The organism is Aliidiomarina maris, from assembly GCF_003987335.1.
In the GTDB taxonomy this organism is placed as follows: Bacteria; Pseudomonadota; Gammaproteobacteria; order Enterobacterales; family Alteromonadaceae; genus Aliidiomarina; species Aliidiomarina maris.
In genome coordinates this window covers 89,651-113,885 of record NZ_PIPK01000002.1, presented here as the reverse complement: position 1 = coordinate 113,885, position 24,235 = coordinate 89,651, and the positions used below count along the sequence as shown (strand labels likewise).

Below are 24,235 nucleotides of genomic sequence, written 5' to 3'. Positions count from 1 at the left end.
AGTCTACCGAGGTTAGCGCCGAGTGTAAAACTGTTGTAGCCTAAGCAAACTTGACCGATAACACCAGTATGGGTCAAACCCCAAGGCCAATAATGGACAAATTGAGTACTTATGACTGAGTCAACACCTACGCATACCAGTTCGCAACAGGCCAAAGATGAAGCCGCACGCCTAAAAGCATTGCGTGAGACTGGGTTACTCGATTCAGAGTCCAGCGCTGAATTTGATCAATTGACCCAACTTTGCCAGCTATTATTCGACGTTCCTATCGTAGCGGTGTCTATGGTAGACGAAGCGCGCCAATGGTTTAAAAGTCAAGTCGGCTTAAGTGTATGTGAGACGCCACGGGGTGTGGCGTTTTGCGACCATGCGGTTAGTGCACGCGAGCACATTGAAGTGCACGACGCTGCCGCTGACGCGAGATTTAAAGCCAATCCGTTAGTTACCGGGGCGCCGCACATTCGCTTCTATTCCGGTTTCCCTATTTTTAGCGAACAAGGGCATGTGCTGGGTACGCTGTGTATTATTGATACGAAGCCGCGGACATTAACCTCGAAGCAGCGCGAATTACAGCGTTTGCTGACGCGCCAGGCCGAGGTGTTAGTGCGTCGCTATGACGAGCAATCGCAACTGATGGCGACGCAAGCGCGCTTGGAAGAACAAGACAAACTGCTGCAAGTGTTGCTAACAGGGCTTACGGACTACAGCGCGCTGATGTCAGGAGACCGTCTTTGGACCTTCTTAGAGCAGGCGTTACGGGACTTAACCGACAGCCAATATGCGCTGATCGGTGAGTGTATCGCGGGCACAAAAAAGCTTAAAATCCACGCCATTACAGATTTATCTTGGGACGAACCTTCGCGCCGCTTGCTTGAGCAATTGCGCGCAGGGCAAATGACCTTGAGTAACCCCGACACCATGCTCGGTCAGGTATTTGCCCAAGGCCAAACTTTGATTAGTAACGAATTTGCCCAAGACCCTAGGCGTGGTGGTCAGCCCGAGGGCCATCCGCCGCTGCACAACTATGTGGGTGTGCCCATTATGGATGGTGATGAAATTCTAGGGATGTTCGCACTCGCCAACAGCAGTGAAGCATTTAGCCAGCAGACAGTCGGGCGCTTAAAGCCTTTTACTGCTACCTGCGCATTACTCATTCGCTTGTATCGTCAATTGGAAGAACGTGAGCGAGCCAATAAAGAACTGCAACAGGCCAAAGATGCTGCTGAAACGGCGAGCCGTGCCAAGAATGACTTTTTATCGTCTATGAGTCATGAACTGCGCACCCCGTTAAATTCCGTGCTTGGTTATGCCCAGCTACTTGTCAATAGCAAAAAGCAGCCATTACCCGAGCGTCAGCGTAACCAAGTTGAACAGATTTACAAAAGCGGTCAGCATTTACTTGCGCTGATTAACGAAGTGCTCGATTTGGCCAAGATTGAAGCGGGGCAAATCCCGCTATCCATTGAAAGTATTTCGTTACACGATGCGGCGACTGAGGCGGTCAACGTAGTCCAAAGCATTTCCGGGCAATATGGCGTGCGGGTTGAGTTTGACCCCCGCATTTTACCCAAAGTGCGGGTTGATGCTGATTATACCCGCACCAAGCAAGTGCTGATGAACTTGCTGAGTAATGCGGTAAAGTATAATCGCGAGGGCGGATATGTGCGCTTGCACTGGGCGCTTAATGGTGAGCTGGTGCACATTCAGGTTAAAGACAATGGCATTGGTATTGCCAAAGATAAAATCAGTCAGCTGTTTCAGCCGTTTAATCGTCTTGGTGCAGAAAATTCAAGCATTGAGGGCACTGGGGTTGGGTTGTCTATTACACGTACCTTAACGGAATTAATGGCTGGAAACATTGAAGCTGAATCAGTGGAAGGTGAAGGCACAGTGTTTCACGTTACCTTGCCGATGTCGAAGCAACAAGACACCAGCATTGATGAACTTAAGGCGGGCAGTGACGCCGAATTTGATCGTCATATTCGTGTGTTATACATTGAAGATAACCCTGCGAATCAGCGCCTAATGGAAGATATTTTCAGCGAGCATGACAACTTTGAGCTGACCTGTGCCCACGATGCACAATTAGGTTTGCAATTGGCGCGGCAACTGATGCCAGAGCTGATTCTAATGGATATCAACTTACCGGGCTTGAATGGCTTTGAAGCCTTAGAGCAAATCCGGATGGACGAAAGCCTGCAACATATTTCGGTGGCGGCTTTATCGGCTAATGCAATGGAAAAAGACGTACGACGCGGTTTAGATCAAGGCTTTGATGCTTACTTAACCAAACCCTTAGCGGTGGAAGAACTGTACGATCTGTTGCAACACATAGAAGCGAAACACGATGACGCCAGCAGCAGCTAAGATAGTTATTTTAGATGACAAGTTGGAAAACTTACTTTTACTCGAAGCGATTCTTGAAGAAGAAGGGTACGAGCAGATCCTGTGTATTCAGGATCCGCGTAAAATGCTGCCAGCCTTAGAAGTGCAGCCAGACGCCTTACTGCTCGATATGCGCATGCCGCATTTAAGCGGACTCGACGTGATTGAGATGGTGCAGCAGTATTATCGCGAACGCTATGCTGACAAGGCGTCGTTGCATGTGCCACCGATAATGGTTTTAACTGCCGATAACGACGAGCAGATAAAACTGTCTGCTTTGGAGATGGGGGCGCAAGATTACCTTACTAAGCCGTTTAACCAATTTGAAGTAGTACAGCGGCTGACTAATTTGCTGAAGAAGCGTGCTGAAAGTAAGCAGCAGTTAGCGATTAATAGCGAACTTGAGGCCACAGTCGAGAGCCAAACTGAAGCTCTGCGCGTGCTATCGGTCACTGACCCTGCCACTGGTTTAGGTAACCGCCGCTACATTAGCCAACAACTAGATGCCGAGCTTGCAGGCGATCAGGATTTTAGTCTACTTGCGGTCGCTGTCTACGGTATGGACGACATCAGCCGTGTTCGAGGCCAGCAGATTGCAGATAATTTACAGCTGGAGATTGCGCGCAGTTTGACTGATCTCGTCACTGATAAAGGTGGCTGGCTAGGGCATTACGACAGTAATATGTATCTCATCTGCTTAACCCATAATCCGCAGCACGTGTGTCAGACGGTGAGTCTTATTACTGCGGCAATCGACGCGAAAATTTTGAATCTTGTGCATGGGCGCGTGCATGCGCGTGTGGGCGTTTACCATCACCGACAAGAGCTGGCAGCTTCAGAGCAACAAGATGCTGAGCAGTTGCTGCGCTTTGCGATTCAAGCGGTGCCACGTGGTGGTGATAATCAAGTTGGCGAGTACAGCCAAGCCTTAAGTGAGGCTGAGGCGCGTCAGTATCGGCTCAAATTAGACTTAGCCGAAGTGACCTTTAATACCGGATTGCATTTAGCCTTACAGCCAAAAATCGATTTAGCAGGCCAGCGAGTGACTGGGGCGGAAGCCTTATTACGTTGGGAACACCCTGAACTGGGGGCGATTAGTCCATTGGAGTTTATTGCGCTCGCTGAGGAAACAGGCGATATACGTCAAATCGGCGACCGTATTATCGTAGAAGCCATGCGCTTGCGTGGCGATTGGGCGCAGCAGCAACTGGTGGATAATGACTTTGAACTTGCGGTGAATGTCGCAGCGCAGCAATTGGTATCTGGTTTTGCCGATTTCTTTTTGCGCGAGCTTAAGCAACGACAGCTGAATGCAAATATGTTGTCCCTTGAAGTCACCGAGTCAGGTTTAGTGAGCAATCAACAAGTGGCGTATGGTGAATTGCTGACCCTACGTCAGCATGGTGTCGCGATTGCTATCGATGATTTCGGTACCGGGTATAGTTCATTGCAATATATCAATACGTTGCCGGCTGACTGGATAAAAATTGACCGCAGTTTTATCGTCGACTTGCTCAAAGGGCAGCGTAATCAGTTTTTACTCGCTTCCATTATTCAGATGGCAAAGGGGTTAGGTTACGGGGTCGTGGCCGAGGGCGTCGAGCAAGCACAAGAGGCGCAGTGGTTGCGCGAACATGGCTGCGACTTAGCCCAAGGCTATTATTTCGCACGGCCATTAACCAGCGAGGCATTGCTAGACTTTGTGCAAGCCCCGCTGGCTGATTTTGATGCTTAGTGATTTACCCGCTCAAGCGTGACTGTCGGGTAACTAAGGGGAAGTAATACGCCATTGGCAGCTTGACTGCGTTGTTGAAGGTAACTGACCACCGCGGTTGCGTCGGTATTGCACGCAACGTCACTGGCGCTACAATCGATGCCTTGTCCTTGATACTCGACCTGCAAGCGTCCACCCTCTAAAGCGCGAATACGCGCGACGGCGCGTGTCTGCAGCTCACCATCCACATATATTAAGTCAACGCGATCACTGCGCTCACGCTGAGCTTCCGCGACGGCTAGCCAGCCATCATTGCCGGTGGCGATATAACTATTCATGACCACGTTATACAACACGTTATCTTCTAAATCGCGCCAACGCGGGGCATCAATGGTGCCCGTATTTAATTGAATGCTAGTCACTTCGCCGTCAATCCCTGCATCGGTTTCACGGAAGGTATAGCGTAGCTGACCACCATAGGGAAAACGTCCGGCGTGGGCACCGTCTGGCAAGGTTGCGATAATGGTCTGCTCAATTACGTCACGCACCACAGAACCACGCAGTGGCACGATAGACAGGGGGCTGGCAAACGGCAGCACTTCTAAGGTAATGGTGCCTTCACGAATTTCGCCCTCTTCTAAACCGCTGCGAATACCACCCGCGCCGACAAGTGCAAAGTCAGGCTTAAGCCCAGTAATGCGCTGCACGGCTGGGCTATTGGCGTAGTTGAATTGCGCGGCGGCAATCAGCGGAGCTAACTGCGAGCCGTGTTGATCGCTACCGCTGTCGCCAGGGCGGCGTACATGCATGATAGGCTCAGGTAAACTACCGATGGGCGCACCATACGCGGCAAGCATAGGCTCGCGGTACGTGGTATCAATGACCTCGCGAAGTGCCGGATCTTCATCGACGATAGCAAAACCTTCGACGTTCTGAAGCCATTGTTTGATGTCATTTGCCTTGGTGCTGGGCATGCTTTGCTGACGTTCGGCATCGCTAAACCATGCGGCATTACTAAGTGCGGCATTACTAAGTACTGTGTTGCCGCCTCCACATGCGGTTAACTGACCATCGGCATCAAAGCTAAGCTCTAACAAGCCGACGGCTTGCGCGTATTCACCTGCCTGCACAACACAGGTAAAGCTGGTGCCATTAGGATTCGCTACGCGCTCAGCATAAGGCCTTGCGCTCTGGCCTAAGCCAAGCTCGCGAAAGTCACCGAGTAGTGAATGGGAATGACCACCAATAATCGCATCAATACCGTTCACTTGGGCGGCAATGCTGACATCGACGGCATTGCCTACGTGAGTGACGGCTAAAATGTGCGCCACCCCAAGTTCTTGCAACTCATCTACCATGGCTTGTGCGCTGGTCACCATATCGTGAAAAATCACTTCGCCGACATTCGGTGAGATGCTCGGCATGTCGTCTAATGCGATACCAAATACAGCGACTACCTGAGCGCCTTGGCGCTGAGCTTGGCTGATATCGGCACGGGTGATAACTCGTTTTTCGGCGCCATCAAAGCGAAATAGCGTGTAGGCCTTGAGGTTGGCTTGGTCCGCTAAATCAGGGTCATTACTGGTATCAATGTTAGCGGCCAGGACTGGGAAGTTGATGTACTCGATAAAGGTATTTAAATGCGCGTTACTGAGGTCAAACTCATGATTACCCAATGCCATCGCATCAATGCCCATGCGACTTAGAATGTCGGCATTCATACGCCCTTCATTGACCTTGAAATAGGCAGTACCTTGCCAGGCATCGCCGCCGTGCAATACCAGAAACGGCAACTGATGGTCACTGGCCGCTTGGCGATGTTGTTCAATTCGGGTCAGCAGGCGAGGGTGTCCGCCCCACTGGTTATATACGCGCTGTTCCTGCGCCTGAAATTGACCATCAATTGGGTCAAAGGCCGAATGGGTATCGTTGATATGGGCAATATGCAAGGTCAGTGGGGGCGTGCTGACTGGCTCTGAGCCTAAAGGTGCACAGGCAGCGGTGACAAGCAGTATCAAGCCGAGCGGCAATGCACGTAAACAAGTAGCTTTTAACATAAATCACACGGGCAAAATAAAAACGCTACTATACGTGAAAGGACATTATGCTGCCAGCCGGCAAGTTTTCGCCGTTTTTGCGCTCCATGGCATCACGAAACAGTTGTTTGCGTTGCTCTAATAAGCTCTCTAACTCGCTTTGCTGCTCTTTATTACGCGTCTCAATGCTCTCTAACTGTTCAATTTTACCTTCAATGTCGTTCAGCGTGTCAATGTCGACGCCCATGCGCGCCAGCAATGTCAGGCGCTGCGCTTCCTCTAAGAAGCCTTCACGGCTTTGACTTGGTGCTTGCAGCGACTGAATCAGCGCGGCTGATTGCTCTGCGCTGGCGTGTTGCTGCTGGCGCTGGGCTTGGCTCGCCGGATTCGCTTCGTATACGGCAGATAGATTGGCTTGGGTTGAAATATTGAGCATAAAAAAGCTCCGCTAGTGGTCTCTAACGGAGCTTTGCATGATTCGTACCAATGACTTAAATGAAGCCGTATTTATGCGCAACCTTGTCGAAATATTCTAAGGTTTGTTTGGCATAGGCGCGTTTTTCTACATAGTTGCCAGGGAAGAAGTTTTTCTTAAACCCGTAAGCCACAATGTCTTTCAAGCGTTTAAGCGGCACATCAAAGGTATCAAGGGCGAGCTTGTACTCGTTGCTTACTGTGGTGCGTGACACTAAGCGGTTATCGGTACATATAACTGTCGCCAAGCGGTTATTTAGCATATGTCCAAAATTATGGTGCTTCAATTCACCGATAGCCGGGTTAGTTTGCATGTTACTGGTTAAGCACACTTCAATTGCGATGCGGCGATCAGCAATATAGGACGCTAAATTTTTCACATAGGCCTGCTTGTCAGTAATCTGCTCGTCTTCGATCATGTCAGGTGAAAATAGTGAGTAGCCATGACCAAGGCGGTCGGCCTGACATTGGGTCAAGGCTTCAAAGATACTCTCGGCGCCGTACGCTTCGCCCGCATGCACGGTTTTGAGCAGGAAGTTCTCTTGTGCATATTCGTAAACGTCTTTAAATTTATGCGCTGGATAGCCAATTTCTTGCCCTGCGATATCCAAACCTACAATCGGTAGGCCTTGTTCATCACGCACCCGCACACTGGCGCGAACCAGCTCCATCGCCGCTGACTTAATCACATCAATTGGTTTGTGGTCGGCCAATAGCTGGAACATTTGGGTGTAGTAGGGGGAAAAGCCTTTGGCGCCGAACATGCGCATTGCGCAATTAATGATGCCGTAATGGAACGGAGGCTTGCCCTGCTGTTTCACCGCATCGCTTTGGTTGTACTCGCGCTGTGCCTGTGCCAAACCATCATTGACAGCATGCATGACCTTGTCAAACGTGATGCCGCGCGCAGGGTCCATTAATAACTGTGGCGCAAAGCGAATTTCAATGTAGTTAACGCCTTCAGCCAAATTGTCCTGGGCTAATTCATAGGCCGCTTGCTGTAGGCTTTCTAAATCGCGCAGTACCGAGCAGGTGTATTGGAAACCATGCAAATACTCACCAAGGTTTTGATAGTTCTCTTTGAACACCAGGTCAAAAAGGCCGTCAACGGTGTAGCTTGGCAACTCAATTTTGCTGCGCTTTGCCATGTCTATCAGGCTCTCAGGGCGTAAGCTGCCATCAAGGTGTAAATGCAAATCAGCTTTGGGCATTTCCTTGATGAAGTCGAGAGAATATTTGCTGTGCGGGAAACTGGATTGAGACATGCAGAGAAACTCCTGTACCTTGGGTGAACTTAACCGCGTATCATACCACAAAACCCGCAGTTCACCGAAAAACTGTAAGAAAAGATTACCAGTGGTGGCGTTTACGCGTAAATTTACGCACTATTGCGAAGTCTTTTATTTTAATCGTTTTTGGCAGTGTATGGCGTCTTTATATTTCACCTATTCAGCAATGAATGCAGGCAAAAGCACCTCCTTACTTCAGGTGGCTCACAATTACGAAGAGCGCGGGCAGAATGTGTTACTACTCACCCCAGCGCTGGATACCCGCGGTGGCGTCGGTCATATTCACTCACGTTTGGGGATTGACCGTGAGGCGCTTACTTTTGGTCCTGAATCGAACTTATTTCAATTGTTGAGTGACCAACTAGCGCAAGGGCCGCTGGATTGCGTACTACTCGATGAAGCACAATTTCTAAGCAGTGAGCAAGTCTGGGCACTGGCGCGGGTGTGTGATGTGTTGAATGTACCTGTGATGTGCTATGGCATTCGCACCGACGCGTTTGGGCAGGCATTTGCCGGTAGCGCTGCGTTGTTAGCGATTGCCGACAAGTTAGTGGAAATGAAAACAATTTGTCACTGTGGACGTAAAGCAACCATGTCCCTGCGGGTGGATGCCCAAGGAAAAGCGATTGCAAGTGGGGAACAAATTTCAATCGGTGGCAATGATCGTTATGTTTCGTGCTGTCGAAGACACTGGTTGCAAGCGTTGCAAGAAGCCGGTGTCGATTCATTCGGGGGTGCTCCAGAACGGAGCCAATAAGGAACAGCAACAGATGAAAAAGCAGTATGGCGGCAGTAAATTAGGATTAACCATTGGCGTATTGGTATTGGCTGCTGTAGCCGTTTGGGGTTACCTCAAGTGGACAGCGCCTGACACCCGTCAGCAAGTCAATACTGCGCGCGCCGAGGTGCGCGATGTGGAGGTCTTAGTGACTGCGACTGGCCGGCTGCAACCACGTGACTTCGTTGATGTAGGTGCGCAGGTATCCGGCCAGCTCGAGCGCTTACTGGTAGAAGTTGGAGATCAAGTGGAGCAAGGGCAATTATTGGCGGAAATTGACCCGACGCTATTGGAGTCGCAGGTGGAATCGAATCAAGCCCAATTGCGTAACCAACAGGCGGTACTGCGCGAACGTGAAGCCCAATACGAACTCTCGAGATTAAACTATCAGCGCCAGGAACGCTTGCAGGGGGCTAGTTTAACCTCCGAAGAGTTGGTAGAGACGGCGCGCGCCACCATGCAGCAGGCTCAGGCCCAGGTTGATTCAATTCGTGCTCAAATTGACCAGACCCAATCGAGTTTGCGTGCCGCGGAAGCGAATCTTAATTATACCCGTATTTTCGCCCCTATGAGTGGCACTGTGGTCAGTATTGAAGCGCGCCGTGGGCAAACCCTGAATGCAGCACAAACCACGCCGACCATACTTACCATTGCGGATCTAAGTGAAATGACCGTAGAAGCCCAAGTATCGGAAGCGGATATCGGGCGCTTAGAACTAGGCATGCCGGTCTATTTTACCACCATGGGGAATCGCACCCAGCGCTGGCACGGTGAGCTGCGCTTGATCGAACCGACCCCTGTCGTTGAGAACAACGTGGTGCTATACAACGCGCTGTTTGAAGTGCCAAACGACGAGGGTCGTTTGATGACACAAATGACCACCAACGTATTTTTCATCGCCGATGCGGCGCGTGATGCGGTAACCGTGCCAGCCGCGGCGGTGCGCCGCGACCGTGAGGGTGCCTACGTGGAGGTGATATCCAGTGACGGCAGCCAGCGTCAAGTGCGGGTGTCGACTGGGGTAAGCGACCGTGTACATACGGCGATTGAAAGTGGCATTGATGCTGGCGCCCAAGTGGTGATCCCAGCCGCCAATGCTGCGCCGATGGCAGCTGGCGGTGGTCGAGGTATGCGTGGATAATCAAGTTGCGCAGGCATCACAATCGGTGCCATTGATCCGCTTACGCGGCATCACCAAAAGTTATCAGAGTGGTGAACTGACTACTCAGGTGTTGCACGGCATTGACCTTGATATTCAGGCGGGTGAATTCGTCGCCATTGTGGGTAGCTCCGGCTCCGGCAAATCGACGCTGATGAATATTTTGGGCTGTTTAGATAAACCCACCGAGGGTGATTATGAGTTTCGCGGCCGTGCGGTGAGTGCGCTGGACCATGACGAACTTGCGGCGCTGCGGCGCGACGCCTTTGGGTTCGTATTCCAAAACTATAACTTGCTTGCCGCAGCAGATGCGGTGGCAAATGTCGAGCTACCCGCTGTGTACTCCGGGCGGCCTGCGACTGAGCGTCGCGAACGCGCGAAAGCCTTACTCTCGCAATTGGGGCTCGCAGAACGCCTTGACCACAAGCCCGGCCAATTGTCCGGAGGTCAACAGCAACGGGTGTCGATTGCACGGGCACTGATGAACGGTGGTGATATTATTTTGGCTGATGAGCCGACCGGTGCCCTTGACAGCCAAAGTGGTAAAGACGTGATGGCGTTGCTGGCAGAGCTGTCGCGTCAAGGTCATACCATTATTTTGATCACCCATGACCCGAAAGTGGCGGCCCATGCTGACCGACTTATCGAAATCAAAGACGGTCATATTGTCGCAGATAACAAACGCGAGGACGCCGTCGTTGTAGCTGAACCAAAGGTTACCCCAGCACGTGGCAAAGGCAATGTACTGAATGATTTAGGTGAAGCCTTTGCGACTGCTGCGCGCTCACTCAAAGCCAACGTATTTCGAACTATGCTGACCTTGTTAGGGATTGTCATTGGCGTCGCCTCGGTGATTTCTATGCTGGCGATAGGGCAAGGGGCGCAGCAAGAGGTGGTGGACAGGATTAGTGCGATGGGCAGCAACTTACTGTCGGTATTCCCGGGCGCGCCGAATCAACGTGGGCGCTGGAACGTCGCAACCTTAGTGCCTGAAGACGCAGACGCGATCAATGAATTGCCGAATGTGCTGGCGGCCGTGCCTGAATTGACGGGGTCGCAAACGTTGCGCCGTGCAGGGTTTGACCAGCAAACCCAAGTCAATGCAACCTATGCAACCTACCCGATGGCACGCAACTGGTTTCCTCAGCAGGGCAGCTTTTTTACCCAAGAAGACGAGGAAATGACCAATACCGTGGCGGTGATAGGGCATACGGTTGCGCGGCAAATGTTCCCTGATCGTGACCCACTGGGCGAGTTTTTGTTAATTAACAATGTGCTGTTTAGGGTCATAGGAGTGATGCAAGAACGCGGTGCGTCACCTTGGGGGCAAGACCAGGACGACGTCGTGTTAGTACCATTCAGCACCGGCTCGCTACGTTTATTCGGGCAGCGTTTCGTGCGCAACATCACCATTGCGGTGGATAACACCCAGTTGATGCACCAGACCCACCAAGAGGTGCACAACTTATTGCTTGAACGCCACGGGGTCGAAGACTTTACCATTCGCAACATGGCGTCGATTATTGAAACCCAGACAGAAACAGAAAATACCATGACCGTGCTGCTCGGCGTCATTGCGGTGATTTCGTTAGTGGTAGGCGGTATTGGCGTGATGAACATTATGCTGGTTAGTGTGACCGAGCGTACCCGGGAAATTGGCGTGCGCATGGCCACTGGGGCAAGGCGTTTGCATATTATGCAACAGTTCTTAATTGAAGCATTGACGGTTTCTTTGCTCGGTGGCGTGCTCGGTGTGGCCATTGGCTTGGGTGCCACGGCGCTGATTGAGCGCCTAGGTACGCCTGTACTGTATGCCACGGCACCTGTGGTATTGGCGTTCGCTTGTGCGTTTTTGACTGGGTTAATTTTTGGCTTCTTGCCAGCTCGTAAGGCGTCTCGTCTTGACCCAGTACAAGCATTGTCGAGTGAGTAATGCTAAAATAGCGCGCGAATTTAAACCAGGAGAGCCCCATGAGTAAGCAATTTAGCATGACCCGCCCGGACGACTGGCATTTACATTTACGCGACGGTGACTTACTGGCTGGCACGGTGCCGGCTACCGCCCGGCAGTTTAAGCGCGCGGTGATCATGCCCAACTTGGTGCCGCCGGTCACGGAGGTGGCGCAAGCATTGGCGTACCGTGAGCGCATTATGGCGCATGTACCCGAGGGCAGCGATTTTGACCCACTCATGGCTTTATATTTAACCCAGCAAACCAGCGTCGATACCATTCGTGAGGCGGCGGCAAACCCGCATGTTATTGGTTTTAAGTTGTATCCGGCGGGCGCAACCACGAACTCAGCATCTGGCGTCACCGATATTGATGGTTTGAGCTCGGTGTTTGCAGCCATGGCGGAGTTGCAAGTGCCGTTGTTGGTGCATGGCGAAGTGACGGACAGCGAGATTGATATTTTTGACCGCGAACAAGTGTTTATTGACCGCTATTTAAAGCCGTTGCATGCCAAGCACCCCACCTTAAAAATTATTCTTGAGCATATCACCACCCAAGACGCGGTCGATTTTGTGCTCGCAGCAGGCCCGACCGTGGCCGCGACAATTACCCCGCAGCATTTGCTGATGAACCGCAACGATATGTTGGTAGGCGGCATTCGCCCGCACCATTATTGTTTGCCGATTTTAAAGCGCCGGACGCATCAACAAGCGTTGCAACAGGCTGCGTTAAGTGGCAATCCAAAGTTTTTCCTGGGGACTGACTCAGCGCCGCACGCGCAGGATAAGAAAGAGGCGGCCTGTGGTTGCGCAGGGTGTTATTCCGCCCCTGCGGCGATAGAGCTTTACGCACATTTATTTGAGCTGTTTGATGCGATGGACAAGTTTGAGGCGTTTGCCAGTCACTTTGGGGCTGATTTTTATGGTTTACCGCGCAATCAAGAGCGCATCGTACTGCAGCAACGTACATGGCAAGTGCCGCAAACGGTCAGCATTGCCGGTCAGAGCTTTGTGCCTTACTGGGCAGGTGATTCATTGAATTGGAAATTGGGCGACGACTAAGCACACGACTCGGTTCTTGATAATCAGGCAGCGCTACCGTTGCGACGGCTTATGGTTACCCGACAGCAGAGGGCTTGCAGAGTGCATTGAATGTGAGTGCTGGTGATTGGGATTTCAGTGTGGATGACGACACAGTGCGTATCACGCCTCAAGGTCGCGATGTAGTAACTGATGGTGGTGATGCATGTCAGGTAGAGTACGTTCAGTCAGCTAGCGAAAATGCACGTCCAACAGTGACCGTCAACACGGAAGCTTGCTAAAAGCTGTGTTCAACGCATAATGGTTGGCGCAGTGAGATGAAAAAGTCTCAGCTACCAAGCAAGATTTGCCCGCAATGTCAGCGCCCGTTTAGTTGGCGCAAGAAGTGGGAGCGCGATTGGAAGCAGGTGAAATACTGCTCCAAACGATGCGCAGGAGAAGCCAGACGCGGTTAGCGGCTGGCTTTTTTAATGCCACCAGGCTTACCGCCTTTGCGCACTAAGCGCACATACCAGTTACGCGGCAATAAGCGCTTGGCTAACCAAAGCCGCCGCGCAGGTGCGTGGGGCAAAATATAGAACTGCTTGCGGTCTACCGCCCGCAGGACCAACGCGGCAACGTCATCGGCATTGAGTGGGCTTTTTTGCATCAGCTTGTCGAGGGATTTGTCCATATTTGGGATGGTGCTGCGCATGGCTTGGCCCAAATTGGTGCGAAAGAACGAGGGACACACCACACTTACCCCGACCCCATGGGGCGCTAACTCGTTGTGCAGTGTCTCTGACAGTGACACTACCGCAGCCTTGGTGGCGTTATAACTGCTCATGTTGGCGACATCGAGTAAGCCTGCCATCGATGCCACATTAATAATATGGCCGTGGCCTTGGCGTTTAAGCATCGGGGTAAAAGCCTTACAGCCGCGCACCACACCTAGCAAGTTAATTTGAATAATCCAGTGCCAATCGTCCATGCTGACGGTTTCAATCGGGCCTACCTGAGCGACACCGGCGTTGTTGAACACCCAGTCAACGCCGCCCCAGCGCTGGCTTAGTGTATCGCAAGCCGCTTCCAGTTGTGCTAACTCGGTGACATCGCAGGGCAAATAAAGCACGCCGTCGAGTGGTTCGGCAGGCTCTGAAATATCGGCAATACACACGCGGGCGCCGCGGGCCAGACAAGCTTTGGCGAGGGCATGACCGAGGCCACTGGCGCCGCCTGTAATAAAAACGCGTAAAGACTGGATGGACATACACAATTCCTTGTTGAAAATCGTCGCTACACGCTCGGGTAGCCGAGGCGACCTAATGAATGGGTAAGATGATAACTGTCTAACCCTGATACGGTTACGCTACCAATTTCTTCAATGGCTGCATATCCTTCGGCGTGCAATATATCGTCTTTAATTTGCACCCAGTCGATTTCGCCTATCACCATCTCTGTGCCGTTGTGCTTAATCGGCACTATTTCCACCAAGCGTAACCCGATTTGCAAACGAGATTCAGCCACCGCAGGGGCAGCAAAGCTAAATGGGTACTCAATACTGAGCCCAACGGCGTCAAATTCTGACACCTGGCGTGGATATTTAGCTGCGGTTTGATGGGCTTGTTCCAGAATGTCGCGGTGCACATGGTTAAGTGTATACACACCCGTTTCACGAATATTGTCCAAACTATGGCGTTCAACCACGGGCGGCCGCATCACTAAGGCAAGTAATGCAGGGTCGGCACCCAAGTGAACTGCGGAGCTCACCATTGCAACATTGGGCTGCCCTTGCAGGCTTTGGGTCGCTAATAAGTTGGCGGGTTTAAAGCCAGTTAAACTATTAATAAGCTGAGCGCGATAACGCGAAGGCATCGCGGCAATATCACTGCGGGTCAACTGATGAGGCACGGGTGCCGATTCGGTCATGACGAGTTTCCTGTTTGTTGATTCTGTTACTAAGCTTACGGTATTCCCGATGCTGGGGATCTGGATTAATTCGTGCAATCTGATATTTTAACCCTAGTTATATATGTGCACGCTGGAGGACACCATGCAGCAGCCAGGAACGCCTGCCAATGAAGCGCAGCGCTTAGCGCATTTAACTGCATTAAAAGTGCTGGATACTTCCCCTGAGGAGCGTTTTGACAATATCACCAAGCTTGCCGCTGAAATGTTCTCTGTTCCGGTAGCATTAATTAGCCTGGTCGATGATAAACGTCAGTGGTTTAAGTCAAGCTGCGGCTTAGATATCAAAGAGACCTCACGTGAGATTTCGTTTTGTGGTCATGTGGTCGAGCAAGGCGATATGATGGTGATTCAAGATACTACTAAGGATCCGCGTTTCACTGGCAATCCATTGACAGAGACAACAGAGCAGCCAGTTATCTTTTATGCAGGCGCGCCGATTAAAGCTCAGGGCGATTTAGTGCTGGGCACGTTATGCTTAATCGACCATAGTCCACGAGAACTTAGTGATTCGCAACAACAGCAGTTGGGGCGTTTGGCGCGCATTGTCGAAGACGAGCTTGAGTTGCGCCAATTGGTGGTGCGCGCGAAAAACGCCGAAAAACGTTTGGCGCAAAAGCAGCAGCATTTGGAGCAGCGCAACCATAAACTTATGCAACTGATTGAGCGCTTTAAAACCACACGCTCGCGTTTAATTAGCGCAGAAAAGCTTGCCACTTTGGGCCTTTTGGCCGCGGGTGTCGGCAAGGAAGCAGGGAAGGCGATTAATATAAGCCGCAAACACTTGCTTGAAGCCCATAAGTTGGCGGGTAACGAAAAATGTGCAGGCTTAATTTCTCAAAGCATGTCATGTCAGGACGATCTGCGGCGGATGGTCGATGCCTTAAGCGACACCACAGAAACTGCGGGTAATAATGAGCTGGCGGAAACCGACTTAAACGACACCGTGCGCCATTGCCGTAATGTGTTGTTAAGTCGCTTTGATAATAAAGTACGTTTTGTGTTTGAGCCAGTCGCAGACCTGCCTAAAGTACGCGTGGTGGAAAGCCAAATTTTTATGGCGTTATTAAATGTGCTGGTTAACGCCGCTGAATCGAGCGCTGGCAAAGTCAGCGTCAAAGTGGCGTTGCTGACTAAAGATGACCATGTGCAGATTCGAGTTCAAGACAATGGCGATGGCATGTCAGATGAAACGGTGCAGCGTGCCACTGAGGCCTTTTATTCTGAGGGTAAAGACAGCTTGCACTTTGGCTTAGGCTTAAGTATTGCCACCGGTATCGTGCGTGACCACAGTGGCGCGCTCAAAGTGCGCAGTGAGCAAGGTAAAGGTACTCTGGTGGTTATCGCGTTACCTTTAGCGCAGCCAGCGCAAACCACGACGGAGCTTGAACAAGGCCAGGTAGGCGCTGACTAGCGCCGCTCCAGCCAGAAAATAATACGGTCATTGCCCCGAAACTGGCCAAAGGTCGCTGTAGCACTTGGGTCTTGCTCGACGCTACCGTCCCAGTTATAGCGTAACCAAACAGGCGCTTGGTAACTAAATTCAAATTCGCCAGACGCACCTGCTGGGCTCCAGCCAAAGTCTTCACTGCTGAGCCCCAGCGTCAAAGGCATTTGCTCGCCAGCATTGCGGACAACACTTGAATTTAGAGTATTTGGGTTGGCGCCGATCGCAAAGTTACTGGCAGTGAGTTGCGTGCAGCTGTCGGCAATGTGTCTGACAAAACGTTGCCCGTCCCAGCGCTCTACCCGTGCAATAATGTTAAGGGTTTCGTCTTCGGGCCCTGCGAGGTTATCCAGCACCAAACGGCCAAAGATCATGTCAACCGTGCCATCTAATGTGAAAACACCGATGCCGTTTATGTTGTCGGGGTTTTGCTCGACTATCAGGCCGAGCTCAACACCGGTATATGGCCCTTCTTCCACGTTCGATGTTTGACGCTGAATACCAAGTAATCGAGGCGTATCGACATCCGATTGATTAAACGAGAGTGCGCCATCGAGCCATGCGGCGTTGCTGATACCGGACGGCGCGTTGTCTGGGTTGGCAAATAAGCGCGTACCATCAATGTCTGAGCCCACAATAGTGAAGCCGAACTGGGCTTGATAATTCGTATTCGGCTCGGCGGTGTAATTGACCAGTACATTACCCGCACGATTCACCGCGTGCAGCCTATATTGGGCTTCAATGCTCGGGTCGCCCAGATAGCTAAACGGGGTATCGCTCAGACATGCGTTGAGCAGCGAAGATTCATCAAGCTCAAAACCAAACGGGTAGAATCTACCAACCTGAGCTTCGCTGCCGATGTCCGCGTCGGCGGTTAAATAGCGATTATTCGGTAACTGAGCACGCAGCACAAGACTGCCGGCCTCGTTCCAGGAGGCATTGTCACTTTGGTAGCGCCCAGGCGCAATGCGTGTCAGCTCGCCGGTGCTAAATAAACTACTTTCAAAACGGCCACCCTCTGGCCGCAATAGTCGCTGAGGGCTTACCTCTGGTACCACTGGGGTTTGTTCCTGTCCGAAATTTGGTGTCACTTGGCCGCTCGCGTTGTGTGCTTCCACCTGCAGAGTAAATGGCTCGCCCGCGATAAAGCGGGCGATGAACGACGTGGTTGCGGCAAATGAGTATGGCGTTAACCTCGCCAACACCAGCGCCGGATTACAAGTAAGCACGCTACAGCCGCAGCAAACGATTACATTTGGTGGGATTAGCGTAAGTACACCGGCGACGCTTAGGTTTAACCCGCAAGGATGCCTGCAAAGCTGCAACCTGGCGGATACAGAGCTGCGCATTCAAGGCCAAAATGAGGCGTTTGTCTGCATTAATCGCCAAGGGTATATTTTTGCAGGTCGTTGTTGAAGAAACGAGCGCAACGAACTGAAAGACAAATAGACATGGGATTGAAGGATAAAGCACAGCAATTGCTTGCCTTTTGATACTATTGAAAATAGCATAGCGGTAATAACGTAAAAAACACATATCAGATTTTGGGGATACACATGCGCCTAGCTCAGACATCGTTGATGATAGCTGTGTTGCTTAGCTCGCCTACGCTTCTGGCCGAAGAGGCTGGGCAGTTGAGCGTCACGCAAATTAATAACCAGATATCCAGCGTGCAGTCGCAGTTGGAACAAGCCATTGCCCAGCGCCGCGATTTAGAGCAGCAAGTGAGAGCCACGTCCGAGCGCTTAAACAGCGCACGTGAAGCAAGCGCAACCCTCGAACGTGAGCGCCGTCAAGCTTTAGAGCAGATGAACCGTCGCTATCGCGAGTTAGTTGATAACCCCACTCTTGATATTAACGAAGTGCAGCAAGCTTATCAGCAAGCAGTAGCAGAAGAGCAGCGTAATAACCAACGCGTAGCGGAATTGAGCTCAAACTTAGGTAATTTGCGTGCTGATCTTGAACGCACTCAAGTGCGTGAGCACTCGATGCAAAACCAGCTTGCCACGTATCAGGACCAATTGCAGCTGGCGCGCGTAGATCGCTTGGTACATGAATTTAATGCCTCGAATAAAGTGCAAGTACAACAGCAAGTGACTTGTGACCGCGATGAGACCATTTCACAATGTGAAAATCGTGCTGATATGTTAGCCAAGCAACGCGCGTCGCGTTCATTTTTGACCAATGCGTTAGAAAATTTAACTGAATACTCGGTGGCCTTAGAGAATCGTGAAGAGGTGTCGCCGGATGTGCGTGTGTTAGGCGCAACCCCGCTTGAAAGTGGTTTTACTGGTGGTCGGCAGTATAATTTAAGCCTTGAAGTAGAAGTGGAAGGCCGTATGCGTCGCATCGAAGCTTGCCAGCTACTGAAGATAGACCCTCGTTACTGTGCTGATAACATCCAGGCGGAAAACGAGGAGGCGAGCGACCGCGGAAAAAAGCCGTCTAGCGAGAACGCTTTACACCGTGTTCTCGTACGCTCCAATGTGCATAACGACAGCGTCATCATTAATGGTGAGCGTTATGGTTCGACCCCTGTCGAAGTGATGCTGCAACCTGGCGAATATGACATCGCGGTCAGCCGCCGTGGCTACACCACGTATTCGTCACGCATTGCGGTTAACGGTGCCCAAACCATGTGGGCCGAGTTGAGCCGCTTAGCCTATGACTTTGCGCCAGGTGAATTGATTCAAGATGCTTTAAGTGGTGAAGGTGATGGGCCCACTGTGGTGGTAGTACCTTCAGGTTCAGCGCGTGTGGGTAATTTACAGCGTGCCAGCGAAGATGCTAGCAGCGCACGCCAGTTTGAAATGGCGGTGCCAGTCGCATTCGGTGTCACACCGGTCACCGTTGGGCAATTCCGCCGTTTTGTGCAGGCAACCGGGCATGTTACCACAGCCGAACGTGGCGCAGGGTGTCGCTTCCTTAATTCAGGTTCGATTGAAACCGATGCCAGCATGAGCTGGGAATCACCTGGCTACACGCTACAAGATAATTTACCAGTCACTTGCGTTAGCTTAAATGATGCCAAGGCTTACACCAACTGGCTATCGCGAAGCACCGGTCAAAGCTATCGCTTACCTAGCCAAGATGAATGGGAATACGCAGCCCGTGGCGGCAGCACCAGCGCCTATTGGTGGGGCCAAAGCATTGGCACTGGGCGTGCAAATTGTGTGACCTGCGGCTCAGCCTTCAATGGCACGCCTTCACCGATTAATAGCTTCGCGAAAAACCCCTATGGTCTAGAAGACGTGGTGGGAAATGTCTGGGAATGGACAAATCCGAGCCAAGGAGAGGTAGCAACTGCACGTGGTGGCGCGTATAATTTTGCCCCTGCGTTAGCGCGGATGCACGTGCGTTTAGAGCTGTTTCCTGAGTTTAGCTCGAATTATTTAGGCTTCCGCGTGCTGCGCGATGAAACTAATAGCTAACACTGAAATCATATATATACTATCAACGCTTGTGGTGATAGTGAGCACTTGCTAAAGTTGCAGCATTTAAAATCTATAATTGTAGGATCAGCCTTCCATGTTTAAGAAGTTGCGCGGCGTGTTTTCCAACGATCTGTCCATTGACCTTGGCACAGCGAACACCCTTATTTACGTCAAAGATGAAGGTATCGTGTTGAACGAACCTTCTGTGGTCGCTATCCGTCAGGAACGTTCTGGCGGCCCCAAAAGTGTTGCCGCAGTAGGTACTGCAGCGAAGCAAATGCTTGGGCGTACTCCGGGTAATATCCGCGCAATTCGACCGATGAAAGACGGCGTGATCGCTGATTTCTTCGTCACCGAAAAGATGCTCCAGCATTTCATCAAAACCGTGCACGACAGTCGCTACTTTAAGCCAAGCCCACGCGTCCTTGTGTGCGTACCTTGTGGTTCGACCCAAGTCGAGCGTCGTGCGATTCGCGAATCAGCCTTAGGTGCTGGCGCGCGTGAAGTGTACTTAATTGACGAGCCGATGGCCGCAGCGATTGGTTCAGGTTTGCCTGTGTCTGAAGCGACTGGTTCGATGGTGGTTGATATCGGTGGTGGTACCACCGAAGTTGCGATTATCTCTTTGAACGGTGTCGTGTATTCATCGTCAGTTCGGATTGGCGGCGATAAATTTGATGAAGCGATTATTAATTACGTACGTCGTAACTTTGGCTCACTCATTGGTGAAGCCACTGCTGAGCGCATCAAGCACGAAATTGGCTCTGCATTCCCAAGTGACGAAGTAAGAGAAATTGAAGTGCGCGGACGTAACCTTGCTGAAGGTGTACCACGTTCATTCACCCTGACCAACGGCGAAATCTTAGAAGCGCTACAGGAACCTTTGTCGGGCATCGTGTCCGCAGTCATGGTCGCGTTAGAGCAGTCTCCACCAGAGCTTGCGTCAGATATTTCCGAGCGCGGTATGGTATTGACCGGCGGTGGCGCCTTATTGAAAGACTTAGATCGCCTGCTTATGGAAGAGACAGGTATTCCAGTGATTATTGCCGATGACCCTCTGACTTGTGTGGCGCGCGGTGGCGGCAAGGCATTGGAAATGATTGATATGCATGGCGGCGATTTATTTAGTTACGAGTAATCGTGAATCAGCTTTTTAATCAAGCCATATCCTTACGGGGACGATTAACGCTAGCCTTAGTGCTGGCGTTTTTGCTTTTGATTTTAGACCTCAGAATGGGCGCTATGCAGCAGGTGCGTATGGTGCTCAACTCGGTGGTGAGCCCCGTGCAATACCTCGCCGTCGTACCCGAACAGACCTTGCAACGGGTGTATAATTCACTGCGCACCAAACATAGCCTACTGACTGAAAACCAACAACTGACGAACCAGATGCTTGACCTTCAGGGGCGGGTGCAGCGCTTCGAGTTCCTTAGCCAAGAGAACCAGCGTCTACGCAGTTTGCTGGCAAGTGAATCGCAAGCTGAATCAACGCGTATGGTGGCCGAAGTCATTGCTGTGGATTCCGACCCTTTTAGCCAGCAAGTTGTGATTAACAAAGGCTTACTTCACGATGTGTTTTTAGGCCAGCCGGTAATTGATGACAGCGGTATCGTCGGCCAAGTTTCATCGGTGGGCGCGACGACCGCGCGCGTGATTCTAATTTCGGATGCCAGCCATGGTATTCCAACTCGCTCTGAGCGCAGTGGTATTCGTGTGATTGCACAAGGCGTAGGTGACACCCAACGCTTAGAGCTCATGCACGTACCACATTCGACGGAACTAGAAGTCGGTGAGCTGCTATTTTCTTCCGCATTGGGCGGTGTGTTCCCTGAAGGTTACCCCGTCGCACAAATCAGCCGCATTCGGCGTGACGAGTCGTTGCCATTTGCCCAAGTTGAAGCACGCCCGGTGGCGCAATTAGACCGCGTACGTATGGTGTTATTGCTGTGGCCTGGGGTCGGCGACGAATCAGACATGAATGGCGATATGATGCCGCAGGAGCCAGACCAATGAGATTTAGCTTCGGTCAACGTATGGTGGTGTACCTGACTTTACTCGCAGGCTTAATTTTGGCTGTGATGCCAATGTCGGCAGGTTTGCAAGCATGGCGTCCTGAATGGGCGCTGATGATCGTGATTTACTGGGTGATTGCATTGCCGCACCGAGTCAATATCGGCACCTGCTTTGTAATTGGTTTGGCCACCGACGTGCTACTAGGTTCGCACCTGGGTATTCATGCCGCGGCGTACTCTTTTATTGGCTTTATTTTTGCCAATCATTATAAGCGAGTGCGCAACTTCTCGCTGTCGCAACAGGGGCTATTTATTCTGGTGATGGTGATGGTGGAACGCTCTATCGTCTATCTGGTCGAATACTATGTCAACAATGCGCAGATGACGAGCAGCTACTTTTTCCCTGCACTCAGCTCTGCGGTGATATGGCCGTGGTTGTTCCTGCTGATGCGTAAAATTCGCCGCCGTTTTGGGGTTGTATGACATCACTGTATTTAGCTTCAGGGTCGCCGAGGCGTTACCAGTTACTGCAATTGCTTGAACGTCCATTTAGTGTGATTCGACCACAGGTTGAAGAAATCCGCCAGCCGCATGAGACCGCGCCTGACTATGTATCACGCTTAGCTGAAGACAAAGCGCGTGCAGGGCTTAAGTTACTCGAGCAACAGCAATCCGGGATACCGTTTGACGCTTGGGTTATTGGTTCGGACACCGTGGTGGTGGTGGACGGTGACGTATTAGAGAAGCCACGCGACCAAGCGCATCATGCGGCGATGATGGCCCGTTTGAGTGGGCGCAGCCATCAGGTCATGACCGCTGTTGCAGTGGTCAGTGTCAGCGATTGCCTGCACGACCGCGTGACCACTGAGGTTAAATTTTGCCAGATAAGCCCAGCCCAAGCGGCCAAGTATTGGGCAACTGGCGAACCCCAGGACAAAGCCGGCGGCTATGCGATTCAAGGCTATGCGGGCAAATTTGTTACTTATTTGAAGGGTAATTACTCGGCGGTCGTTGGCTTACCCTTATACGAAACTGAGCAGTTGTTGCAGCGTATGCAGCAGCCTAAAACCGAAGGCGAGCAACACGACGAGGCCAGTGAATGAGCGCTGAAATTCTAATTAACGTGACCCCAAGTGAGACCCGCGTGGCGTTGGTGGAAAACGGTATTTTGCAAGAAATTCATATCGAACGCGAAGCCCGTCGTGGCTTGGTTGGAAATGTGTATATGGGCAAAGTAGCGCGGGTGCTGCCTGGTATGCAGGCAGCCTTCGTCGACATCGGCCTGGATAAAGCCGCCTTCTTGCACGCCTCTGATATTATTACTCATATTGATCAGGTGGAAGAGCTTGATCGGGAACAGTTACCAGCGCGTGACATTTCCAGCTTAGTGCGCCAAGGCCAGTACATTATGGTGCAGGTGGTGAAAGACCCTCTCGGCACCAAAGGTGCTCGGCTGACGACTGATATCACCATACCTTCACGCTACTTGGTGTTAACGCCACGCTCCAACCATGTCGGCGTGTCACAACGAATCGACGATGAAAAAGAGCGTGAGCGCCTAAAAACCCAATTACGCGAAGTGGTTGACGATCAGTTGGGGTTCATTGTGCGTACGGCTGCCGAAGGCGTCGGTAACGATGAGTTGCAGCAAGATGCACGTTTTTTGCGTCGTCTTTGGGACAAAATCCGCGAGCGCAAAAAGCGTTATAGCAAAGGCGGGGTGCTGTACCAAGACTTAAACCTTGGCGCGCGCGTATTGCGTGACTTTGTCGGCGGCGAAATTGAGCGTATCCGAGTCGATTCGCGTTTAAGCTACGAGCAGTTGCAGGAGTTTCTACAGGAATTTATCCCTGAGCTTGAGCCAGCACTGGAATACTACGAGGGTGAGCGCCCGATATTTGATATTTTTGATATTGAAAATGAAATTCAGCGCGCGTTAGACCGTAAGGTGAATCTTAAGTCCGGTGGTAGTTTAATCATTGACCAGACTGAAGCGATGACCACTATTGATATTAATACTGGCGCCTTTGTGGGTCACCGGAATCTGGCTGAAACCATCTTTAACACCAATACTGAGGCGACTCAGGCCATTGCCAGACAGCTGCGTCTGCGTAATCTAGGCGGCATTATCATTATCGACTTCATTGATATGCAGAACGAGGACCATAAGCGCCGAGTGTTGCATAGCCTTGAGCAGGCGCTAAGTAAGGACCGTGCGAAAACCACCATCAACGGGTTTACCAGTTTGGGCTTGGTGGAAATGACGCGTAAGCGCACCCGTGAGAGTCTTGAGCACGTGTTATCGTCTGAATGCCCAGTTTGCCAAGGGCGCGGCTCAATGAAAACCGTAGACACTGTGTGCTACGAAATCATGCGCGAAATTGTGCGGGTTAACCGTGCCTATGACGCCGATCAGTTCGTCGTGTACGCGTCCGCGTCCGTGGCAGAAGGGTTGCTAAACGAAGAATCTCACGCGCTGGCTGAGCTGGAAGTTTTTGTTGGTAAGCAAGTTAAAGTCCAAGTAGAACCGCTATACCACCAAGAGCAATTTGACGTGGTGATGATGTAA

General features: G+C 51.4%; 21 protein-coding genes. 15 read left to right on the top strand and 6 right to left on the bottom strand.

Features of this window, described 5'->3' with window-relative positions:
* The first annotated feature begins 111 nt into the window (after positions 1 to 111).
* Together CWE07_RS03115 and CWE07_RS03110 are read left to right on the top strand one after the other, a co-directional pair.
* Entirely contained in the window at positions 112 to 2,367 is a 2,256-nt protein-coding gene (locus CWE07_RS03115) for a hybrid sensor histidine kinase/response regulator (RefSeq protein ID WP_111568828.1), read from the top strand.
* Positions 2,348 to 4,120 (top strand): GGDEF/EAL domain-containing response regulator, encoded by a 1,773-nt coding sequence (locus tag CWE07_RS03110; RefSeq protein WP_111568829.1) that lies wholly within the window; start codon positions 2,348 to 2,350, stop codon positions 4,118 to 4,120. The genes CWE07_RS03115 and CWE07_RS03110 overlap by 20 nt, the downstream gene beginning before the upstream one ends.
* On the opposite strand, the gene CWE07_RS03105 is transcribed toward CWE07_RS03110, so the two are convergent.
* The 3 genes from CWE07_RS03105 to CWE07_RS03095 are packed head-to-tail and all read right to left on the bottom strand — an operon-like array spanning position 4,117 to position 7,874.
* Positions 4,117 to 6,156 carry a bifunctional metallophosphatase/5'-nucleotidase gene (locus CWE07_RS03105; protein WP_111568830.1) on the bottom strand — a complete coding sequence of 680 codons (2,040 nt, stop codon included), beginning with the start codon at positions 6,154 to 6,156 and terminating at the stop codon, positions 4,117 to 4,119. The genes CWE07_RS03110 and CWE07_RS03105 overlap by 4 nt on opposite strands.
* Before the next feature lie 28 nt (positions 6,157 to 6,184).
* Positions 6,185 to 6,571 (bottom strand): hypothetical protein, encoded by a 387-nt coding sequence (locus CWE07_RS03100; protein WP_111568831.1) that lies wholly within the window; start codon positions 6,569 to 6,571, stop codon positions 6,185 to 6,187.
* Positions 6,572 to 6,626: 55 nt separating this feature from the next.
* Positions 6,627 to 7,874, bottom strand: a complete 1,248-nt coding sequence (locus tag CWE07_RS03095; RefSeq protein ID WP_111568832.1) for an adenosine deaminase family protein — start codon at positions 7,872 to 7,874, stop codon at positions 6,627 to 6,629.
* 160 nt (positions 7,875 to 8,034) lie between these two features.
* Between CWE07_RS03095 and CWE07_RS03090 the strand changes: the two genes are divergently transcribed.
* From CWE07_RS03090 to CWE07_RS03065, 6 genes are all read left to right on the top strand, one after another.
* A complete protein-coding gene (locus tag CWE07_RS03090; RefSeq protein ID WP_111568892.1) occupies positions 8,035 to 8,655 on the top strand; it encodes a thymidine kinase in 621 nt (206 codons plus the stop codon).
* 13 nt (positions 8,656 to 8,668) lie between these two features.
* Positions 8,669 to 9,817 carry an efflux RND transporter periplasmic adaptor subunit gene (locus CWE07_RS03085; RefSeq protein ID WP_111568833.1) on the top strand — a complete coding sequence of 383 codons (1,149 nt, stop codon included), beginning with the start codon at positions 8,669 to 8,671 and terminating at the stop codon, positions 9,815 to 9,817.
* On the top strand, positions 9,771 to 11,768 hold the full coding sequence (locus tag CWE07_RS03080; protein WP_111568834.1) for a MacB family efflux pump subunit: 1,998 nt from the start codon (positions 9,771 to 9,773) through the stop codon (positions 11,766 to 11,768). The genes CWE07_RS03085 and CWE07_RS03080 overlap by 47 nt, the downstream gene beginning before the upstream one ends.
* 38 nt (positions 11,769 to 11,806) lie before the next feature.
* A complete protein-coding gene (gene pyrC / locus CWE07_RS03075) occupies positions 11,807 to 12,847 on the top strand; it encodes a dihydroorotase (protein WP_111568835.1) in 1,041 nt (346 codons plus the stop codon).
* 74 nt (positions 12,848 to 12,921) lie between these two features.
* Complete coding sequence (locus CWE07_RS03070) at positions 12,922 to 13,107, top strand: hypothetical protein (RefSeq protein ID WP_111568836.1); 186 nt, start codon at positions 12,922 to 12,924, stop codon at positions 13,105 to 13,107.
* A 36-nt stretch (positions 13,108 to 13,143) separates the two neighbouring features.
* Entirely contained in the window at positions 13,144 to 13,281 is a 138-nt protein-coding gene (locus tag CWE07_RS03065; protein ID WP_111568837.1) for a DUF2256 domain-containing protein, read from the top strand.
* Here the strand turns inward: CWE07_RS03065 and CWE07_RS03060 are convergent.
* Positions 13,278 to 14,075, bottom strand: a complete 798-nt coding sequence (locus CWE07_RS03060) for an SDR family oxidoreductase (RefSeq protein WP_198679876.1) — start codon at positions 14,073 to 14,075, stop codon at positions 13,278 to 13,280. The two genes, CWE07_RS03065 and CWE07_RS03060, sit on opposite strands and share 4 nt — an antisense overlap.
* Before the next feature lie 26 nt (positions 14,076 to 14,101).
* Positions 14,102 to 14,734: a flavin reductase family protein gene (locus CWE07_RS03055; protein WP_241974023.1), complete on the bottom strand. Its 633-nt coding sequence runs from the start codon at positions 14,732 to 14,734 to the stop codon at positions 14,102 to 14,104.
* Positions 14,735 to 14,858: 124 nt separating this feature from the next.
* Between CWE07_RS03055 and CWE07_RS03050 the strand changes: the two genes are divergently transcribed.
* A complete protein-coding gene (locus CWE07_RS03050) occupies positions 14,859 to 16,187 on the top strand; it encodes a GAF domain-containing sensor histidine kinase (protein ID WP_181452253.1) in 1,329 nt (442 codons plus the stop codon).
* Here CWE07_RS03050 and CWE07_RS03045 read toward each other — a convergent pair.
* A complete protein-coding gene (locus tag CWE07_RS03045) occupies positions 16,184 to 17,449 on the bottom strand; it encodes a DUF6701 domain-containing protein (protein WP_126818968.1) in 1,266 nt (421 codons plus the stop codon). The two genes, CWE07_RS03050 and CWE07_RS03045, sit on opposite strands and share 4 nt — an antisense overlap.
* Before the next feature lie 327 nt (positions 17,450 to 17,776).
* On the opposite strand from CWE07_RS03045, the gene CWE07_RS03040 reads away from it, so the two are divergent.
* The 6 genes from CWE07_RS03040 to rng all read left to right on the top strand — a co-directional run bounded on the left by CWE07_RS03040 (position 17,777) and on the right by rng (position 24,235).
* Positions 17,777 to 19,651: an SUMF1/EgtB/PvdO family nonheme iron enzyme gene (locus CWE07_RS03040; RefSeq protein ID WP_111568841.1), complete on the top strand. Its 1,875-nt coding sequence runs from the start codon at positions 17,777 to 17,779 to the stop codon at positions 19,649 to 19,651.
* Between the two features lie 97 nt (positions 19,652 to 19,748).
* Positions 19,749 to 20,792: a rod shape-determining protein gene (locus CWE07_RS03035; protein WP_111568842.1), complete on the top strand. Its 1,044-nt coding sequence runs from the start codon at positions 19,749 to 19,751 to the stop codon at positions 20,790 to 20,792.
* 2 nt (positions 20,793 to 20,794) lie between these two features.
* Complete coding sequence (gene mreC / locus CWE07_RS03030) at positions 20,795 to 21,667, top strand: rod shape-determining protein MreC (protein ID WP_111568843.1); 873 nt, start codon at positions 20,795 to 20,797, stop codon at positions 21,665 to 21,667.
* A complete protein-coding gene (gene mreD / locus CWE07_RS03025; protein ID WP_111568844.1) occupies positions 21,664 to 22,149 on the top strand; it encodes a rod shape-determining protein MreD in 486 nt (161 codons plus the stop codon). Before mreC ends, mreD begins: the two co-directional genes overlap by 4 nt.
* Positions 22,146 to 22,769, top strand: a complete 624-nt coding sequence (locus tag CWE07_RS03020) for a Maf family protein (RefSeq protein WP_111568845.1) — start codon at positions 22,146 to 22,148, stop codon at positions 22,767 to 22,769. The genes mreD and CWE07_RS03020 overlap by 4 nt, the downstream gene beginning before the upstream one ends.
* Positions 22,766 to 24,235 carry a ribonuclease G gene (gene rng / locus CWE07_RS03015; RefSeq protein ID WP_111568846.1) on the top strand — a complete coding sequence of 490 codons (1,470 nt, stop codon included), beginning with the start codon at positions 22,766 to 22,768 and terminating at the stop codon, positions 24,233 to 24,235. Before CWE07_RS03020 ends, rng begins: the two co-directional genes overlap by 4 nt.

What these genes read in the sequence shown, in the direction of transcription:
- CWE07_RS03115 (WP_111568828.1), top strand. Translation starts at nt 112, where the DNA reads ATGACTGAGTCAACACCTACGCATACCAGTTCGCAACAGGCCAAAGAT.
- CWE07_RS03110 (WP_111568829.1), top strand. Translation starts at nt 2,348, where the DNA reads ATGACGCCAGCAGCAGCTAAGATAGTTATTTTAGATGACAAGTTGGAA.
- CWE07_RS03105 (WP_111568830.1), bottom strand. Translation starts at nt 6,156, where the DNA reads ATGTTAAAAGCTACTTGTTTACGTGCATTGCCGCTCGGCTTGATACTG.
- CWE07_RS03100 (WP_111568831.1), bottom strand. Translation starts at nt 6,571, where the DNA reads ATGCTCAATATTTCAACCCAAGCCAATCTATCTGCCGTATACGAAGCG.
- CWE07_RS03095 (WP_111568832.1), bottom strand. Translation starts at nt 7,874, where the DNA reads ATGTCTCAATCCAGTTTCCCGCACAGCAAATATTCTCTCGACTTCATC.
- CWE07_RS03090 (WP_111568892.1), top strand. Translation starts at nt 8,035, where the DNA reads ATGGCGTCTTTATATTTCACCTATTCAGCAATGAATGCAGGCAAAAGC.
- CWE07_RS03085 (WP_111568833.1), top strand. Translation starts at nt 8,669, where the DNA reads ATGAAAAAGCAGTATGGCGGCAGTAAATTAGGATTAACCATTGGCGTA.
- CWE07_RS03080 (WP_111568834.1), top strand. Translation starts at nt 9,771, where the DNA reads ATGCTGCGCCGATGGCAGCTGGCGGTGGTCGAGGTATGCGTGGATAAT.
- pyrC (WP_111568835.1), top strand. Translation starts at nt 11,807, where the DNA reads ATGAGTAAGCAATTTAGCATGACCCGCCCGGACGACTGGCATTTACAT.
- CWE07_RS03065 (WP_111568837.1), top strand. Translation starts at nt 13,144, where the DNA reads ATGAAAAAGTCTCAGCTACCAAGCAAGATTTGCCCGCAATGTCAGCGC.
- CWE07_RS03060 (WP_198679876.1), bottom strand. Translation starts at nt 14,075, where the DNA reads ATGTCCATCCAGTCTTTACGCGTTTTTATTACAGGCGGCGCCAGTGGC.
- CWE07_RS03055 (WP_241974023.1), bottom strand. Translation starts at nt 14,734, where the DNA reads ATGACCGAATCGGCACCCGTGCCTCATCAGTTGACCCGCAGTGATATT.
- CWE07_RS03050 (WP_181452253.1), top strand. Translation starts at nt 14,859, where the DNA reads ATGCAGCAGCCAGGAACGCCTGCCAATGAAGCGCAGCGCTTAGCGCAT.
- CWE07_RS03040 (WP_111568841.1), top strand. Translation starts at nt 17,777, where the DNA reads ATGCGCCTAGCTCAGACATCGTTGATGATAGCTGTGTTGCTTAGCTCG.
- CWE07_RS03035 (WP_111568842.1), top strand. Translation starts at nt 19,749, where the DNA reads ATGTTTAAGAAGTTGCGCGGCGTGTTTTCCAACGATCTGTCCATTGAC.
- mreD (WP_111568844.1), top strand. Translation starts at nt 21,664, where the DNA reads ATGAGATTTAGCTTCGGTCAACGTATGGTGGTGTACCTGACTTTACTC.
- CWE07_RS03020 (WP_111568845.1), top strand. Translation starts at nt 22,146, where the DNA reads ATGACATCACTGTATTTAGCTTCAGGGTCGCCGAGGCGTTACCAGTTA.
- rng (WP_111568846.1), top strand. Translation starts at nt 22,766, where the DNA reads ATGAGCGCTGAAATTCTAATTAACGTGACCCCAAGTGAGACCCGCGTG.